The following is a 16,740-nucleotide window of genomic DNA, read 5'->3' as shown; positions in this document are numbered from 1 at the left end:
TTAAAAGGGCTAGATTAAAGGTTCAATAGTTAATTCATTATTTACCAGGCTAAGTTTTGCGGCTTTTCCTGCTAATTCAGTCGGGATTTTATCGCCGAGCCAATATTGTCCGGCTATAGAGATGAGTTCAGCGTTTAAATGGGTGCAAAAAACTAAACATTCCTGATCGCCAGATGCGCCGGCTAATGCCCGGCCACGCATCATGCCATAGATATGAATATTGCCGTCTGCAATCAATTCGGCACCGGCACTGACATTACTGGTGACAATAAGATCACTGCCTTGCGCATAAATTCTTTGCCCTGAGCGAACAGGTAAATTAATTATGCGGGTTTTTTTTACAGTAGGTTCTGTTGGTTTATTTTCCTGTGCCGAAGCTTTTTGTTTTTTGCCTTCATTCAGCAATGGTAAATCGGCTTTTATTACCGCTCTGCGTTGCTGCTCATCACGGCAACCGCTAATTCCGACAACCCGGAATCCTGCTGAATCAATAGCGTGATGCAGCGCTTTCAGATCAGCGCCTGCCGGCAGAGCGGAGATATTAATGACAACAGGCGCATTTTTCAGGAAATCCGGTGCTTGTTCCACTTTTTCCTGTAGGGCCTGTAGGATAATTTCCGGTTGGTCATTGTGTAAATGAACAACTGAAAGCGTAAAATTACTGCCTTTTAGCTCAATTGGCGACTGTGACATCTATCCTGACTCAGATTCAGCAAATTTGAGATCCCCCCAGAACAACATCTGGGATACGATATTTCGAAATACAATAAGCATGTTATAATTACTAAATTATTCAAGCAAGTCGTGGTCTTAATTTAAAAGAGTTTATTATAATGATTTGTGTGATCTACAGAAGTCCTAAACGGGAGCAAACATATCTTTATGTTGAAAAAAGAGATAATTTTTCTCGTGTTCCTGAAGAGTTACTAAGAAGTTTTGGTCAGCCCCAATACGCAATGATGATTTCCCTGGCAGACAGAAAGAAACTGGCGGGTGCTGATATAGAAAAAGTAAAAATATCGTTAATTGAACAGGGTTTTTACCTGCAAATCCCACCCCCGGCCGAAAATTTAATGAATGCACATCTGGAACAGATGAAAAAATAAGAAAAATCCGAAGATTTGGTGAGTGAAATTAACCGTTATTGCAGTTTTATTAACCACTGTAATATTAACGGGTATGGTGTTTTTTCCCATTTATGTTGAGTTATGGCTGATAGGGTGGCGCATAAATGCTATAATCAGAGGCATGCCTGATAAACCAGAGTGAGGAATGAGTATGTATCAGCACAGAGACTGGCAGGGCGCATTACTGGATCTTCCAGTTAATAAAGTTGTTTGCGTTGGCAGTAATTATGCTAAGCATGTTAAAGAAATGGGTTTTCAGCCAGCGGAAGAGCCGCTCATTTTTATTAAACCGGAAACTGCACTGTGTGATATACATCAACCGATTGCGATTCCAAAAGATTTTGGCGCTGTTCATCATGAAGTTGAACTGGCTGTATTGATTGGTACACAGCTGAAACAAGCAAATCAAGAGCGTGTTGGCATCGCGATCGCCGGTTTTGCTGTCGCATTGGATCTTACCTTGCGTGATTTGCAGTCCAAATTCAAGAAAGCAGGTCAGCCGTGGGAAAAAAGTAAGGCGTTTGATGGTTCTTGTCCGATATCTGGGTTCATTCGGATGAGCAGTTTTGGCGATCCACAAAATGCCCGGCTCTCATTGACGGTCAATGATGAATTACGGCAGAACGGTAATACCAATGACATGTTGACCCCTATCATTCCTCTGATCAGTTATATGTCTCACTTTTTCACTTTGCGGCCAGGAGATGTGATTCTTACCGGGACGCCTGAAGGCGTCGGAGCGCTGGAATCCGGTGATGTATTAAAGATTACTTTGAATGATAATGTACTCACTACAAGGGTGATTTGAATATAAGGAATAGCAGAAGTTATGTCTCAACCTTTCTGGCAGGTAAAAACCCTGGATCAGATGACGGACAAAGAATGGGAATCGTTATGTGATGGCTGTGGACAATGCTGTCTGCATAAATTAATGGATGATGATACCGATGAAATTTATTTTACTAACGTTGCCTGTAATCAACTCAATATAAGAACCTGTCAATGCAAAAATTATGAAGACCGTTTTAGATATGAGCCGGACTGTATCAAACTGACCCGCTACAATTTGCCAACATTTGAATGGTTGCCAATGACTTGTGCATATCGTTTGCTTGCAGAGGGGAAGACATTGTTACCTTGGCATCCACTAATTAGAGGTTCTAAATCAGCAATGCATAGCGAAAGAATCTCTGTCAGGCATATCGCTGTGCGGGAAATTGATGTTGTGGAATGGGAAGACCATATCATTAATAAGCCGGCGTGATGGTATTACATATTGATATTAAATAAATTTTTCTTCCGCAGTTGATTGATGGGGCACTAATGGGGCATATTCACTAAGGCCCGCGATTTCTGCCCCAGTTTCAATTATCCTGCCGTAAAGCGCATCAATATAGCCTTCTTCAGCCAGCTCCTGATAACGATAGAACGTGTCGCGCGACACCCCCATGATTTTACAGGCTTTTGATACGTTACCGAGTCCTTCGGCCAGATTGAGCAAGCCGGCTTTGTGTTTAATAATGGGATTGTTAGTGTGAAGCATGATAGTTACCTCGTATTTTGTATTAAGGATCAGGCACCCATATCAAAACCGGTAACTCTCAACCTTTCAAGGTCCAGTGTCAGATCAAGTCGCGACTAATACACCTGATTATCCAATCAGCGCTTTTGCTTTTGCTCTGATATCAGCAAGCTCAGATCCGCTGACGGTTCCTTTTTTGGCGACTTTTCGCGCTCGCCAGTCAACGCAGGTAACTTGATCGGCTAAAGCGACACCTTCCCGTTCCCCAGATATCTCAACCTCAAAAGGGTAATCCTTGGATTTAGTGGTGCAGGGAACACAAAGTAATAAACCTACTTTGTTATTATAACTAAATGGACTTAATACCACTGCGGGGCGATGCCCCCCCTGCTCATGTCCGGCAACGGGATCGAGATCAATCCAGATAATGTCTCCCTCATCCGGGACAAAGCGAGAAACCATCAGAGTAGCTCCTTGCCGACTGGTTTACCGAAATCTACCCGGTCATGAATATTTTCAGATGTGATCCCTGCCAACAGCGTATCAAGCGAATACTCTTTTGCTTTAACAGGAATAATCACAATGCGCCCATTTTCAACAGCAATATCAACAGTATCGTCTACGTTAAGCGAGACTGCCTGCATGATGGCAACGGGCAGACGAACCGAAGGGCTGTTACCCCATTTTTTAACCACAACGTGAGCCATTTTCTATACCTCATGTATCAACAATGATGATACTTTATCCGTCTTTAGATGGGGTGTCAACTTTGTTGATACGGTTATCGAGATCTTCTTTCGTGACAGGACATCCACGTTTCGCCAGCAGATCGGTGATTGCCTCATCCAGAAACCGGCTTTTTGGCACTTGAGTTACTTAGCGGTAAAATGGGCAACTCAACCGGACTATTACCCATTATCGGCCCATGAATACTTATACGTTAAAGTGGCTAAATGCCCCACAGTTTTTATGCTCTCATCCACCGAAAATAAACTAAAGGTTGATTGTATATAATTGCATCTATACTATTACCTAAAGGTAATTAAACCTGTGGTTTATTAGAGGGAGCATAAAATATGCCAAGACATTCGGAAAACATAGAAAAAATTACCAATGATTTCAGCCACCTGAATGAGCCAGAGCTCAACCGGACTCTGCATGATGTTTTTGATTCCTCTGGTACTGATATTGTGAATGACGTGGATGAACTCATTCTTCCACCAGGCTACCGATTGGTTAGAATTGATAGCCGGTTAGATTTGGATATAGATGAGCCCCATTTTGAATTGGCGCTACTCAGCGATGACGCTAAGGAAGTTGTTTATTACAACAAAGTGATTGTGATGAATGACTTGGTGCTTAACTGTCGTCCTGCGTCGCAAACTCTTGTGTGGAGAACAAAGAAACCAAAACATAAAGCGGGGTTAAGTGATTTAGCAGCTAAAATCTTTTTTCACTATCTGATTAGAACCCATGATGTCGCTGCCTCGAACGTCAATCAAATAGTAGACGATATCTCTTTTTGGCAAGCTCGAATGTATGAAGCATTACAGTTTGGGCTTTATGTTTACGGTTATGATGTTATGACTTGTGAACTGAGAAATATCTTAACTGAAGATGATGTTGGTAAAGAGCAGAGTTGGTTGTGGGGCGATGCAGAATATTATATGGATAGGTTAGCCATTATTTCCAAGATTAGGCTTCCTAATAAATAGTGAATTAATAGAAAACAGTTCTAACTTCTTATGGGTTTTGCCACACACGCCGCTTAGTTGCGGCTTTTTCTTGTTCTGGAAGTGCCGGAAAGCGCTTTCCGGCACCTGAAATTAACTGACTTTCTGATTATTGGACACTATCCTTCAGTTTATAAACCAGTTTATTGTCATGATTGGACAGGATCAGCTTTTGATCTTTCAGCGTGACTTTGACTCCATCAGCTAATACTTTACCAATCAGGTAATCCCATTTGTTCAGCTTATCATCAGAGCAAAGCATCTGAGTGCTGGCCAGGTTTTTAACTGTCAGTACACCATTTTTCAGCTTACCCTGACCCATAAAGTTATTGCACATGGAACCGGAGATGTGCAGTTTTTCACCGAATTCAATGGAGGGTACGCGACCCTCTTGATTTTTCGAGCTTTCGCCATTAACACTCATCAGAACAAATCTGTGATGTAGTAAATCATCGACTGACACGTTTTCTGTCGCTGAGGTTTGGAATGTGGCTAACAATAAAGTCGCAGTTGCCAAAGGTAGTATTTTTTTCATATTAATCTCCTAATATATTATTTTAAGGGTACTTACTAACAATATTCGGGCAATTTTTCCCGTTGATTAATTGCTGGATATTTCTCAGCGTAGTTTCACTGATACTGGTCAAGGCTTCTTCTGTCAGAAATGCCTGATGACCGGTAAACAGCACGTTATGACATGAAGACAAGCGACGAAAAATATCATCCTGAATCACGTCATTAGATTTGTCTTCAAAGAAAAGGTCGCGTTCATTTTCATAAACGTCCATACCCAGAGCGCCAATTTTTTGCTGCTTTAATGCGTTAATAGCGGCTGCGGAATCAATCAAAGCGCCACGGCTGGTATTGACGATCATGACGCCGTTTTTCATTTTGCTGAAAGCAAGTTCATCCAGCAGATGATAGTTTTCTGATGTCAGCGGGCAATGAAGGGATATCACATCAGATTGCGCATACAGTGTATCCAGATCGACATATTCAGCCCCGAGATCCAAAACAGCTTGATTAGGGTATGGATCACAGGCTAATAGGCGCATACCAAACCCGTTAAGAATACGTAGCGTTGCGATACCAATCTTACCTGTTCCAATAATTCCCGCTGTACGGTTGTGCATATTGAAACCAATTAAGCCATCAAGAGAGAAATTGGCGTCACGGGTGCGTTGATAAGCACGGTGAATACGGCGGTTTAAGCACAGGATTAACCCAATAGTATGTTCAGCAACAGCTTCTGGAGAGTAAGCTGGAACCCGTACAACCTGAATGCCCAATTCTTTAGCTGCGTCCAAATCGACATTATTAAAACCTGCACAACGTAGTGCGAGGATTTTTATATTCATTCCAGCTAATTCTTCAAGCACTTCACGATCAGCATTATCGTTAACGAAAATACAAACAGCATCTGCACCGATAGCATTTTTGGCGGTTTTTGGGCTAAGAGGAAAATCGAAAAACTCAAAATCATAATCAAACCCGAGCTTCTGATTAACCAGCTCCAGATGTTTATGATCATACTGTTTGGTACTGTAAACGACTAATTTCATGGAATTATCTCCGTCATAATTTAAGTAGCTAATAAATTGTTTAGGACTTAAATTATTGCTGACGTAAAGGTTTAAATAAACCGATAAATTAAGTAACGCTATAAGGGTATTGCTGGTTGCTTCCCTATATCTTCAATAAAATTCTCTTAATAATCAATATCTTAGTTTGAGATGTATCTACTAAATTATGGAATAACAATAGAAGTAACCGATCTAAGGTTTAATAAGGAGAGGCAATGATTTGATAATCAAAGTGTTAAAAATATTCATTATGGTTCTGATGCCGTTCGTTGGTGTTGCTGGCTGACGGCCTGGTTTTCTATTCTCTATTGGTTATCCAGGGTCTCTGGTTACCTCAGAGAAATAGGGTGTTCTGATACACATATCGATAAGGGACTACATGGTTGAAGAAATAAAAGCGCACCGGGAGGGTGCGCAAAATGCAGCAGTATAATATATAGGTAATGTATGAATAGAGTGTAATTATCAGGCAGTCATTTTTTCCAGAATTTCGCGGGCAGTTTGTTGCGCTTGATTTGCAGCATCAGGACTTAATCCTACACCTTCAACAAACACAAATTCCATATCAGTAAGACCAATAAAGCCGAGGAACAGGCGCAAATAAGGTACTAATAGATCACTGGGTCCATCTTTATGAATTCCCCCACGACTAGTCAGGATAATTGCGCGTTTGCTTTTTATCAGACCTTCAGGACCATTCTCGGTATAACGGAAAGTGACGCCGGCACGGGCTATTAAGTCAAAATAGTTTTTCAGTTGGGTTGGAATATGAAGATTGTACATAGGTGCAGTGATAACAATGATGTCATGATCCTGCAATTCCGCAATAAGTTCATCAGATAACGCTAATACCTCTTTCTGACGGGCTGTCATTTCATTATCTTTTGGGCGTAATGCATGAACCAGCTCGTTATCCAGAACAGGAATAGGTTGTGCAGCCAGATCACGTATTGTGATGCTATCGTCAGCATGGTTGGCTTGCCATTTTTCAATAAAGAAATCTGCCATTTGGCTAGTGTATGAATGCTGCGCCATAATGCTGGATTTCAGAACCAGAACTTTACTCATTTTTATTCCTTAAATTAACTTTTGTTCGTTCACTTGTTAATCGCAATACAGCTATTCTATGAGTTATTATCTTCTGGTAATAGATCAATATTTAGAGATTAGAGTTCAAATTTATTGAATAACATTTATCCGTGTTGATAACAGCAGCAGGAATACCCGCTGAAATTATTGCCAATAAATAGGATATGCTACTATATCATCAGCAAAAACTGACTAATCAGCAAAGTAATAAGTCACTAAGGACTAAGATAAGGTGAAAGAGTCTCAGAAAATCATTAATCGTCAGGCTGTTTGTCCAACAATCAAATATCCAGAAAACTTGCCTGTCAGCCAGAAGAAAGATGATATCTACAAAGCTATTCGTGATCATCAGGTTGTGATTATTGCTGGCGAAACCGGCTCGGGTAAAACAACGCAGATCCCCAAAATTTGCCTTGAATTGGGCAGGGGAATAAAAGGATTGATTGGTCATACTCAACCCCGTCGGCTGGCTGCTCGCGCGGTCGCCAATCGCCTGGCGGAAGAATTGGAAACCTCAGTGGGTTCAGCTGTAGGTTATAAAGTCCGTTTCAGTGATCATGTAAGTGATAATACGCTGGTTAAGCTGATGACAGATGGTATTTTGCTGGCGGAACTGCAAAATGACCGGCTGCTTAAACAGTATGACACGCTCATTATTGATGAAGCGCATGAACGTAGTCTGAATATTGATTTTATTCTGGGATACTTGCGTCAGCTATTGCCAAAACGCCCTGATCTGAAAGTCATCATCACTTCAGCGACTATTGATCCTGAACGTTTTTCCCGTCATTTTCATCATGCACCCATTATTGAAGTTTCAGGCCGAACTTATCCGGTAGAGGTGCGTTATCGGCCTGTAATAGCCGAAGACAGTGATGGAGAGCGGGATCAGCTTGAAGCAATTATTGATGCTGTTGATGAACTGGGCCGTGAAGGGCCTGGGGATATTCTGGTCTTTATGAGTGGTGAGCGGGAAATTCGTGATACAGCTGATGCTTTGAATAAATTGAATTTGCGTCATACCGAAGTATTGCCGTTGTTTGCGCGTCTTTCTAACAGTGATCAGAACCGGATTTTCCAGTCACATGCAGGCCGCAGAATTGTGCTGGCAACTAACGTGGCAGAAACGTCTTTGACTGTACCGGGAATTAAATATGTGATTGATACCGGATATGCACGTATCAGTCGTTACAGTTATCGAACGAAAGTCCAGCGATTGCCGATTGAACCAATATCCCAGGCATCGGCTAATCAGCGGAAAGGACGCTGCGGGCGTGTATCTGACGGGATTTGTATTCGCCTGTATTCGGAAGATGATTTCCTTTCACGGCCAGAGTTTACTGATCCGGAAATTTTGCGGACTAACCTGGCATCGGTCATTCTGCAAATGACATCAATTGGTCTTGGGGATATTGGCGCATTTCCATTTGTACAACCACCTGATAAACGTAATATTCAGGATGGCGTCCGGCTTTTGGAAGAACTGGGGGCGATTGACCAGAACGCAACGGTGAAGGGTAATTACCGCTTGACATTAATAGGGCGTCAACTTGCTCAACTTCCGGTTGATCCCCGGTTGGCGCGTATGGTGCTGGAAGCCCGTCATCACGGTTGTGTGCGTGAAGTGATGGTAATTACTTCTGCGCTGTCTATTCAGGATCCAAGAGAGAGGCCATTGGAAAAACAACAGGCTTCTGATGAGAAACATCGTCGGTTTGCCGACAAAGATTCTGATTTTATTGCATTCCTGAAATTATGGGATTTCCTGAAAGAGCAGCAAAAAGAACTTTCTTCTTCGCAATTCCGCAGGCTTTGTCGTCAGGATTATCTTAACTATCTGAGAGTCAGAGAATGGCAGGACGTATATACCCAGTTACGACAAGTTGTAAAGGAAGTCGGTCTGCCGGTAAACAGTCAGGATGCAGATTATCGCAGTATTCATGTTTCGTTACTCTCAGGGCTGTTATCGCATATCGGCCAAAAAGATACAGATAAACAAGAATATACTGGTGCGCGCAATGCTCGTTTTTCTATTTTTCCTGGCTCCGGTTTATTCAAGAAGCCGCCTAAATGGGCAATGGTTGCGGAATTGGTTGAAACCAATCGTTTGTGGGGGCGTATTGCTGCGCGGATAGAACCTGAGTGGATTGAACCGTTAGCCACACATCTGGTGAAGCGCCATTATAGCGAACCGCATTGGCAAAAATCGCAAGGTGCGACAATGGCTAAGGAGAAAGTCACTTTATATGGATTACCAATTGTGGCGAGTCGTTTGATTAATTACAGTAAAATTGATCCAATGCTTTGCCGTGAATTGTTTATCCGTCATGCGCTGGTGGAAGGTGACTGGCAAACCCGGCATGCATTTTTCCGGGCAAATCTGAAATTACGTGAGGAAATTGAGGCGCTGGAGCATAAATCTCGCCGTCGTGACATTTTGGTGGATGATGAAATTCTGTTCAGTTTTTATGATCAACGCATACCTCAGAGTGTGGTTTCTACGGGTTATTTTGATCGTTGGTGGCTGAAGATAAACAGAGCGCAACCGGACCTGCTCAACTTTGAAAAAAATATGTTGATCAAAGGTGATGCGGATAAAATCAGCGCGTTGGATTATCCTAATTATTGGCATCAAGATGCACTGAAATTACGGCTTAGTTATCAATTTGAGCCGGGCACAGAAGCCGATGGTGTGACGGTCCATATTCCGTTACCGGTACTGAATCAGGTTAAAAATGAAGGATTTGATTGGCAGATCCCAGGTATTCGCTATGATCTTATCGTCGCTCTGATTAAATCATTGCCGAAACCGGTGCGTCGTAATTTTGTGCCGGCGCCAAACTATGCTCAGGCATTTATGGAGCGGGTACCTCAACCCCAATCTACCTTGTTGGATAGTCTTGAGAGAGAATTACGGCGTATGACTGGTGTGACAGTGTCACGTGATGATTGGCAGTTAGAACAGGTGCCTGATCACCTCAAAATGACATTCCGGGTGGCAGGAGAGAAGAACCGGACTATCGCTGAAGGCAAAGATTTAGCTGCGTTGAAAGTACGATTGAAAGAGAAAGTGCAGGAGACACTTTCAGCTGTTGCCGATGACGGTATTGAACAGAGTGGGCTGCATATTTGGAGCTTCGGTGAATTACCCGAACGATATGAGCAAAAACGTGGAGGTTACTCCGTTAAAGCCTATCCAGCGCTGGTGGATGAAAAAGAGAGCATCGGTATCAGATTGTTTGAAACTGAATTGGAACAACAGACCGCCATGTGGGAAGGTACCCGTCGTTTGTTATTGCTAAATATTCCTTCACCCATTAAATATTTACATGAGAAATTGCCGAACAAATCCAAATTGGGGCTTTATTTTAATCCCTATGGCAAGGTATTGGATTTAATTGACGATTGTATCTCTTGTGGCGTTGATAAATTGATCGCGGGGAATGGTGGGCCGGCTTGGAATGAACAGGCTTTTATTCAACTACAAAATAAGGTTCGGGCTGAGTTGAATGATACCGTTGTGGAAATTGCCAGGCAGGTGGAACAGATACTCACTACTGTTTTTGCTATTAATAAACGTCTTAAGGGTAGGGTTGATATTTCGCTGGCTCTGGCGTTATCTGATATCAAAGCGCAGCTTTCTGGTTTGGTTTTCAAAGGATTTGTCACTGCTAACAGCTGGAAACGTTTGCCGGATGTTTTGCGTTATTTGCACGGTATTGACCGCCGCCTTGAAAAATTGGCGATTGATCCACACAGGGATCGGACGCAAATGGGGCGTATCGAGAATGTTCAACAGCAGTGGCAGCAATGGTTGGCGAAATTATCACTGCAACAGAAGCAGTTACCTGAGGTGCAAGAGATTCGTTGGATGATAGAAGAATTAAGGATCAGCTTGTTTGCCCAACAACTGGGTACGCCATATCCGGTTTCTGATAAACGTATTTTGCAGAATATGGAACAGATTGCTTCCTAGTTAAAGAAGAAAGGCTACCTCTTTTAGTTTAGAGTCTGTAATAACAAATCTTTGAGCCAGATATCTCTACCTATTATATTTACTTAAACACTTTATAATGAGGGGACGATAGAATAATAAGAGAAAGGCCATGTTTTTTGGCCTTATTCTCCGGGATTTAAGCTCTTTCATTCCAGCTATCGGAATGAACTATATTCCCATCATTGTACTTCCAAGTGATTTTTTCGTAGCGAAGTTCAACAATTTCCATATGATTGAATTTCTCTTTCGATACATCCTTGATATCGAGCATGACAGGAACAATATTAACCACTTTTACATTTTCCATTAAGGTATTGAAGTATTCCTTTTCTTGACCATGAGCATCTATTTTATACCATTTAAGTTCTGTTGACTTTAATGTTTGCCCCGTGGTTAATGCTTTATAAAGATAGGGGGAGGATGAATCCACTTCCTTTTCAATCATAAATGGGAGGTGTTTCCTCGTTCCAGTCAACTTTCCTGTATTATCATCATTAGCGATACTTACACTATGATGAAGACCCAAGATCTCAATACTGCCTTCTCTACCATAAACATCAACTGATCCTTTAATATCAGATCTGCCGTCATCTTTTATGTACATATATAGAGGAATAGACATTGTTAATCTCCTTCAGAAAATGATTTTGAATTTCCGGTTGTCTCAATAAGCTTTTGCAGGCATTTTCCACCACCTTTGTTTTTATACAAAGCACGAATGCTATCAATGACATATTGATTCAGCTCCGCTTCTGTTCCCTGATAAAAAGGTAGTGAACACACAGATTCAGTACTAATTGAAACGTTGGAGTCATTAAGGACAGATAATACACCACTTGCGTTTTTCGGTAATGCGGTTGCAACGGCTGTTGATAAATCTTCTGCTGAGCCCGCGTCGACACCGGTTGATAATATTGGAACAATCCTTAGCCATTCAATATTACCACTTGATATATGAGATAAGATGTAATCCCATGTGCTGCCATCGACATTGGGTGAGGTAGATATTATGAATTTCCTCACTCCCATTGAATTTACTTTTTCAGTAACTTGTGCTGGCATCAGGTTGGGATATGGATTAGTTGTTTTTAATTCAACGGCAAAGGAATTAAAAGCCAAAAGGTTTAAAGCTATTATTGAGAGTAATTTTTTCATGGAACTACAACCAATATATCATCGCTGGATGAAGCAATACTTTTTCTCAATGTTGCACCATTTATAACGATACAACCTTCGGAGGCCTGATGATATGAGCCATCGCTCCTGTCTCCGTGGATTCTAAATTCACCTCGCCCATAAGTGTTTGTTCCTAAGATGGGAACTAATTTTACAGTATACGGACCTTTATGTTTATTGTATCCGTCGATTCTATAATGGCCTTGTGGAATGGGGCCTGTCATATATACATCTTGCATTGACGGGTTGTTTATACCAGCGCCTTTTCCACTATAACCTTTGGCAATAAAAGAACCATTATGTGTTAGTACACCAGTGCTTTGTGAATATTTCCACGTCATACTTATTTCCATTCAGTAAATATTAAGTAATTTAACTTTAAACTTAAAAAGAATTTTTAAAAGCATAATATTGTAAAAAAAAGAAATTTTTTGTAAATTAATTTATGAAGTCAATAAATTAAGAATAGATATCGTTTGTAGATAATTTTTAAACAGATTGTCAAAGATGTTTGGTATGGTTGAAGAAAAAATCATGCTAAGAAAACTCGTAAAATGTTATACAGGCAATTAACACGTTTATGGAACGTGCAGGAATGATGCTTCAACAGGAGAAATGGAACTAACCCGTAAATGTATTACGCCAGTAGTCGATATCAATGGGGATAAATATTACGTATTTGCTCCGGCTATTACATTCCTTGACTCCAATAAAATAAAGAAAAAAGATTTTATATATAATGTTGTAATTTCACGAGTGGAAATTTTTTCAGCAATTGATGCTATTATTACTAACGCATAGTGTGTTAATTAGTGAGCGTAATTTGTTGAAATTTACATTAATTAATACTTACTCTCAATTATCTTAAAAATCCCCAAGCTAGAAATAAAATAATTAAACAATAATACATCAGCTAAGAAATAAAATTTCTATAGCTGATGAAGATTAATTTATCACTGATAAGTTAATGTCATTGTTGCGGTTGCATTTGCTTGACCGGGGGTAATATTGTGGTCTGTCTGAAAATAGCGAGCATGTAAAGGAATAGAGTACTTCCCGCCTGAATAGCTGTTACCGATATTTATTTGTGAGTGAATAATTACCGGTTGATTGTTATAAAGGATTTGTATACCAACACCGGAGGCCGTTGTGCGATTATAATTCTGATCAAGTGCCCATACATGATTTAAACTATTCTTTGCTTTCTTACCATCAAGCATTAATTGAATTTGAATATTATCATCACAATCTAAAATAATCTCGAAATCTTTTCCTCCTGCTGTACTATTAATACCGGAAAAATCGATTTTTTTTATATCGCCCATAGGAACAGTAATATTGGTATCTTTTAGTGAACAGCTTTTGGTAATAATTTTGGTATTACCTAAACGGTAGGTATGAACGATGTGATCATTTACCCGTGCCTGAATTAATTGATCATTTTTGATAAAACCGGAACCTGTTGTCGGTGCTATTTTTATCAACTGAATAGTCAAATAGCCCCATGTATTACCGCAATACCAATGGCCTGAATGGTCACAACTAACAGGGTCATTGGTAATACGGGGTAACCAATCCAGACCATAGCCAGGACCCCAGGTATTTATTCTGATACCCACACCGGGAACACCAGATTCGTAAATAGCATCTTTGTTGTAATCTGCGTTTTTATAGGCTGTATATCCCCATGATGTATTTATTCTCGTATCGCAATAGAAAACATTGCCTTTATTGGCTAACTCATCTGCACGATATTCGTAAATGGTTGTGCCAATAGGCTTATCCCTTGGAACATACAAGGTTCCAAAAGATAAGTTAGTGATTTCTGGTTTAAATCCTTTATCAAATTGGCAATTAGCGGCAAAACTATAAGGGATAATTGCCAGACCAGAAAATAAGATGATGGCAACTAACAAATATTTAAGCCTATTGTAAGTACTGAGCATAGTGTTTTCCTAAAAATAGTTATTTGCAGTGTGCTTCTATTATATAAATGCCAGATAAAGGTTTTTTTTCTGGCAATGTATAATGAGCTATACATTCCTGAATATCCTTATAACCCCATTTAACCAGTAACTGTCCGCTATTGGGTAAACCAGTGAGATAAACCTGCCCTTCATGGCTGACCATTGCACTGTTTGCTTCATCAATCTCATCTTGTTTTTCTAACCTGACAATAGCACCAAAAGGAATCGGATTTTCTTGATAATAAAGATTTATCAGCGCCCTGTGGCCTATTCGGGTTTTGAAATTAGCCAGGACCAATGCCCCTTGAGTGGGAATGACTGTTTGGGCATTCGCGTCAATATCGATATTATCGGCTAATGAGTGGGTATCCAGCGCAATTCGGTTTTTCCGATAGCTGCTGACATAAGGAATAACGGCATAACCATTCCGGTCAGTGGTAATACCTACATTATTCTGGATCTTTATTCCTTGAGCGCCATCAGCCCGGACTAATGCCAATGTATCTCCTAAATGTTGTGAAAGAGTAATACCATATGGATGAGCAACAATTCCTCCTTGAAGGCCATAATTCAGCTGGCGGGAATGATTATCATAGCTATAGCCGGCACTAAATTGACCATAAGATCCTTTATATTCTGTGTGTATATGGCCGCCAGCTCCAGTACCGTGATTAGCATAACTCTGTTGTAAACTATAAATTAAATTATTATCTTCCAGTGTCGTACCATTTAAACCCGTTTGGTGAGAAATATCTTTGTTTTTATTGGTATTTAAATTGTAACTGGCCCAGCTATTTTTTAGCCAACGATCTAATGGAACCTGTATGCTGAATGAAAAAAGCTGTTCATTTTTATTCGTGTCGGGGAGTTGGTTATAGGTATAATTTAAACTGTAATTAAGATTGTTGTAATTGATGCTATAGCCTGCATTGATATTACGTTCATAGCCATGTTTTTGCCAGTAGTTTTGCTGAAAAGCGGATAGATATAAACTACCAAAATCTCCAATAGATTGATTAATATGCAATTGCAATTTGCTTTTTTTATTGGTGCGATAATGCCAGTCATTTTTATTGGGGTTATCTATATCATTGGCTTCTTTAAAATCATAAAAGCCACGTGTTGAATAGCGATAACCTGCCAGAGTAAAATTAGTTCCTGTTAATGAAAGATCTTTTGCATATTGAAAGCGGTAAGATTGCCCTTTGGTACTTATATTTGATGGCAAATCAGTATTTGCATGTGTTATGTCAAAAGAAAGAGAGCCAAATATACCAAAATTATAACCTGAGCCTAAGGCAACCGATTGATAATCTTTTGAAAAAATAGCTCCTCCATAGGTAGTGATATTATTGGAAAGGCCGTAGATTAGTGCCCCTTGGGAAAAGTTAGGCTCTCGCCCACGGTTATTTGATGATTGGTATTGGCCCAGAGTGACTGAATATTGAATACCTCCTTCCCGTAACATAATAGGTATTGTGGAAAAAGATTGGATAGAGCGATGTTCCTGACCATCGGCTTCTTTAATAATAACGTCCAGATTTCCACTTGTTGTGGTTGGAAAAAGGTCATTAATGATAAATGGACCCGGTGAAACATAAGTTTGATAAATGATATAGCCGCTTTGTTTAATTGTGACCTGTGCATTACTTTGGGCTATTCCTCGGATAGTAGGGGCAAAACCTTTTAAGCTATCTGGTAACATATTATCGTCAGAAGCTAATTGTAAGCCACGAAATTGGACGCCATCAAAAATATAGGAAGATGTAAAGCTGTCACCCAGCGTTAATTGTCCTTTTAGTGGGTGAATGTCTCGTTGTAAATAGGTATTAATACTTTTCCAACTCTTATCGCGGCTGGTATAGGTGGAATAATTGCGCAGACGCCATGCTTGCCAATTAGCGCCTGTTCGAAGATTCAGATAGTTGGTTTGTGTAGAACCAGACGGATTATCTTGCCAGGTGTTTGAACCACTATAATTATAATTAACCAATAATGAAGTTAATCCTTGTTGCCATAATTCAGGTGAAACGTAACCTCTTGCCTGATTGTTTAATGCTGCTTGTGGAATACTGATATCTAACCTTTGTTGACCAAAATTAAAGGTAGTACTTGCTGATGGAATATATTGACCTAAATCAGACAGCTCTGTTTCTGGTGGTAAACTGATTAATTCTGAGAATGTATCAATTTTTACCCCCATATCCTGTAATTGCTGAATAGTTAGTTTAGGAAGCAATTTATTATTTATCATAATAAAGTTCACATTTCTGGTATCTATTTTATCTTTATTAAGGTAAATATCTACCCAATAAATACCAGGAGGTTGGTCATCCTGTGTGAAAATAGAGAGATCAATATCTTCAGGCGAACCAAAATCAGTTCCAGTTTCTAATGCATGGATGTTGAAATAATCTTCAGAATAGGTTTTAGTAGAGTAAAAAAGTACTCCAACTGCCATAAATAATGGTAATAAGAGCCATGAATGTTCAATATCATATGATTTCTTATTAGTTTTATGCTGTGGGTACTTTTCCATAATTAAC

17 protein-coding genes and 2 pseudogenes are annotated in these 16,740 nt (G+C 40.1%); 6 read left to right on the top strand and 13 right to left on the bottom strand.

Annotated features, from left to right (window positions below):
* Positions 1-9 precede the first annotated feature (9 nt).
* Positions 10-693, bottom strand: a complete 684-nt coding sequence (minC, locus tag ABR397_RS00695; RefSeq protein ID WP_350304025.1) for a septum site-determining protein MinC — start codon at positions 691-693, stop codon at positions 10-12.
* A gap of 140 nt (positions 694-833) precedes the next feature.
* Between minC and ABR397_RS00690 the strand changes: the two genes are divergently transcribed.
* The 3 genes from ABR397_RS00690 (at position 834) to ABR397_RS00680 (ending at position 2,391) form a co-directional block, all read left to right on the top strand.
* On the top strand, positions 834-1,106 hold the full coding sequence (locus tag ABR397_RS00690) for a YcgL domain-containing protein (RefSeq protein ID WP_021325808.1): 273 nt from the start codon (positions 834-836) through the stop codon (positions 1,104-1,106).
* A gap of 172 nt (positions 1,107-1,278) precedes the next feature.
* On the top strand, positions 1,279-1,935 hold the full coding sequence (locus tag ABR397_RS00685) for a fumarylacetoacetate hydrolase family protein (RefSeq protein ID WP_350304024.1): 657 nt from the start codon (positions 1,279-1,281) through the stop codon (positions 1,933-1,935).
* 21 nt (positions 1,936-1,956) lie between these two features.
* Positions 1,957-2,391, top strand: a complete 435-nt coding sequence (locus tag ABR397_RS00680) for a YcgN family cysteine cluster protein (protein WP_350304023.1) — start codon at positions 1,957-1,959, stop codon at positions 2,389-2,391.
* 114 nt (positions 2,392-2,505) lie between these two features.
* On the opposite strand, the pseudogene ABR397_RS00675 reads toward ABR397_RS00680, so the two are convergent.
* The 4 genes and pseudogenes from ABR397_RS00675 to ABR397_RS00660 form a co-directional block, all read right to left on the bottom strand.
* A pseudogene (locus ABR397_RS00675) lies at positions 2,506-2,670 on the bottom strand (helix-turn-helix domain-containing protein); the annotation flags it as partial.
* Positions 2,671-2,778: 108 nt separating this feature from the next.
* Complete coding sequence (gene mazF / locus ABR397_RS00670) at positions 2,779-3,111, bottom strand: endoribonuclease MazF (RefSeq protein WP_350304022.1); 333 nt, start codon at positions 3,109-3,111, stop codon at positions 2,779-2,781.
* Complete coding sequence (locus ABR397_RS00665; RefSeq protein ID WP_350304021.1) at positions 3,111-3,356, bottom strand: AbrB/MazE/SpoVT family DNA-binding domain-containing protein; 246 nt, start codon at positions 3,354-3,356, stop codon at positions 3,111-3,113. Before ABR397_RS00665 ends, mazF begins: the two co-directional genes overlap by 1 nt.
* 34 nt (positions 3,357-3,390) lie before the next feature.
* Positions 3,391-3,516 carry a hypothetical protein gene (locus ABR397_RS00660; RefSeq protein ID WP_350304020.1) on the bottom strand — a complete coding sequence of 42 codons (126 nt, stop codon included), beginning with the start codon at positions 3,514-3,516 and terminating at the stop codon, positions 3,391-3,393.
* Positions 3,517-3,725: 209 nt separating this feature from the next.
* Between ABR397_RS00660 and ABR397_RS00655 the strand changes: the two genes are divergently transcribed.
* Positions 3,726-4,364 (top strand): hypothetical protein, encoded by a 639-nt coding sequence (locus tag ABR397_RS00655; protein WP_350304019.1) that lies wholly within the window; start codon positions 3,726-3,728, stop codon positions 4,362-4,364.
* 127 nt (positions 4,365-4,491) lie between these two features.
* Here ABR397_RS00655 and hslJ read toward each other — a convergent pair whose 3' ends face one another.
* The 3 genes from hslJ to ABR397_RS00640 form a co-directional block, all read right to left on the bottom strand.
* Positions 4,492-4,917: a heat shock protein HslJ gene (gene hslJ, locus ABR397_RS00650; RefSeq protein WP_350304018.1), complete on the bottom strand. Its 426-nt coding sequence runs from the start codon at positions 4,915-4,917 to the stop codon at positions 4,492-4,494.
* A gap of 22 nt (positions 4,918-4,939) precedes the next feature.
* On the bottom strand, positions 4,940-5,944 hold the full coding sequence (locus ABR397_RS00645; RefSeq protein ID WP_350304017.1) for a 2-hydroxyacid dehydrogenase: 1,005 nt from the start codon (positions 5,942-5,944) through the stop codon (positions 4,940-4,942).
* 486 nt (positions 5,945-6,430) lie between these two features.
* Complete coding sequence (locus ABR397_RS00640; RefSeq protein ID WP_350304016.1) at positions 6,431-7,033, bottom strand: FMN-dependent NADH-azoreductase; 603 nt, start codon at positions 7,031-7,033, stop codon at positions 6,431-6,433.
* Positions 7,034-7,298: 265 nt separating this feature from the next.
* Here ABR397_RS00640 and hrpA point away from each other — a divergent pair.
* Positions 7,299-11,030 (top strand): annotated as a pseudogene (hrpA, locus tag ABR397_RS00635) (ATP-dependent RNA helicase HrpA); the annotation flags it as partial.
* 157 nt (positions 11,031-11,187) lie between these two features.
* On the opposite strand, the gene tssD reads toward hrpA, so the two are convergent.
* From tssD to ABR397_RS00620, 3 genes are read right to left on the bottom strand one after another with little or no spacing between them, the layout of a single operon-like run.
* Positions 11,188-11,673, bottom strand: a complete 486-nt coding sequence (gene tssD / locus ABR397_RS00630; protein WP_350304015.1) for a type VI secretion system tube protein TssD — start codon at positions 11,671-11,673, stop codon at positions 11,188-11,190.
* A 2-nt stretch (positions 11,674-11,675) separates the two neighbouring features.
* Complete coding sequence (locus ABR397_RS00625) at positions 11,676-12,206, bottom strand: hypothetical protein (RefSeq protein ID WP_350304014.1); 531 nt, start codon at positions 12,204-12,206, stop codon at positions 11,676-11,678.
* The gene (locus tag ABR397_RS00620) at positions 12,203-12,568 is read right to left on the bottom strand and encodes a tlde1 domain-containing protein (RefSeq protein WP_350304013.1); all 366 of its coding nucleotides are present in this window, start codon (positions 12,566-12,568) and stop codon (positions 12,203-12,205) included. The genes ABR397_RS00625 and ABR397_RS00620 overlap by 4 nt, the downstream gene beginning before the upstream one ends.
* A 274-nt stretch (positions 12,569-12,842) precedes the next feature.
* Between ABR397_RS00620 and ABR397_RS00615 the strand changes: the two genes are divergently transcribed.
* On the top strand, positions 12,843-13,028 hold the full coding sequence (locus ABR397_RS00615) for a CcdB family protein (RefSeq protein WP_350304012.1): 186 nt from the start codon (positions 12,843-12,845) through the stop codon (positions 13,026-13,028).
* Positions 13,029-13,180: 152 nt separating this feature from the next.
* On the opposite strand, the gene ABR397_RS00610 is transcribed toward ABR397_RS00615, so the two are convergent.
* Positions 13,181-14,173: a fimbrial protein gene (locus ABR397_RS00610; RefSeq protein ID WP_350304011.1), complete on the bottom strand. Its 993-nt coding sequence runs from the start codon at positions 14,171-14,173 to the stop codon at positions 13,181-13,183.
* 19 nt (positions 14,174-14,192) lie between these two features.
* Positions 14,193-16,733, bottom strand: coding sequence for a fimbria/pilus outer membrane usher protein (locus tag ABR397_RS00605; RefSeq protein ID WP_350304010.1), 2,541 nt, complete (start codon positions 16,731-16,733; stop codon positions 14,193-14,195).
* Positions 16,734-16,740 lie beyond the last annotated feature (7 nt).

Source organism: Photorhabdus viridis, from assembly GCF_040256935.1.
GTDB classification, from domain to species: Bacteria; Pseudomonadota; Gammaproteobacteria; order Enterobacterales; family Enterobacteriaceae; genus Photorhabdus; species Photorhabdus viridis.
The sequence above is the reverse complement of the archived record's forward strand: the minus strand, read 5'-3'. Positions and strand labels throughout refer to the sequence as shown.

Bases quoted from the DNA above. Each gene is read 5' to 3' on its own strand.
- minC (WP_350304025.1), bottom strand. From the start codon at position 693: ATGTCACAGTCGCCAATTGAGCTAAAAGGCAGTAATTTTACGCTTTCA.
- ABR397_RS00605 (WP_350304010.1), bottom strand. From the start codon at position 16,733: ATGGAAAAGTACCCACAGCATAAAACTAATAAGAAATCATATGATATT.
- ABR397_RS00625 (WP_350304014.1), bottom strand. From the start codon at position 12,206: ATGAAAAAATTACTCTCAATAATAGCTTTAAACCTTTTGGCTTTTAAT.
- ABR397_RS00620 (WP_350304013.1), bottom strand. From the start codon at position 12,568: ATGACGTGGAAATATTCACAAAGCACTGGTGTACTAACACATAATGGT.
- ABR397_RS00645 (WP_350304017.1), bottom strand. From the start codon at position 5,944: ATGAAATTAGTCGTTTACAGTACCAAACAGTATGATCATAAACATCTG.
- hslJ (WP_350304018.1), bottom strand. From the start codon at position 4,917: ATGAAAAAAATACTACCTTTGGCAACTGCGACTTTATTGTTAGCCACA.
- ABR397_RS00610 (WP_350304011.1), bottom strand. From the start codon at position 14,173: ATGCTCAGTACTTACAATAGGCTTAAATATTTGTTAGTTGCCATCATC.
- ABR397_RS00615 (WP_350304012.1), top strand. From the start codon at position 12,843: ATGGAACTAACCCGTAAATGTATTACGCCAGTAGTCGATATCAATGGG.
- ABR397_RS00665 (WP_350304021.1), bottom strand. From the start codon at position 3,356: ATGGCTCACGTTGTGGTTAAAAAATGGGGTAACAGCCCTTCGGTTCGT.
- tssD (WP_350304015.1), bottom strand. From the start codon at position 11,673: ATGTCTATTCCTCTATATATGTACATAAAAGATGACGGCAGATCTGAT.
- ABR397_RS00640 (WP_350304016.1), bottom strand. From the start codon at position 7,033: ATGAGTAAAGTTCTGGTTCTGAAATCCAGCATTATGGCGCAGCATTCA.
- ABR397_RS00655 (WP_350304019.1), top strand. From the start codon at position 3,726: ATGCCAAGACATTCGGAAAACATAGAAAAAATTACCAATGATTTCAGC.
- ABR397_RS00690 (WP_021325808.1), top strand. From the start codon at position 834: ATGATTTGTGTGATCTACAGAAGTCCTAAACGGGAGCAAACATATCTT.
- ABR397_RS00685 (WP_350304024.1), top strand. From the start codon at position 1,279: ATGTATCAGCACAGAGACTGGCAGGGCGCATTACTGGATCTTCCAGTT.
- mazF (WP_350304022.1), bottom strand. From the start codon at position 3,111: ATGGTTTCTCGCTTTGTCCCGGATGAGGGAGACATTATCTGGATTGAT.
- ABR397_RS00680 (WP_350304023.1), top strand. From the start codon at position 1,957: ATGTCTCAACCTTTCTGGCAGGTAAAAACCCTGGATCAGATGACGGAC.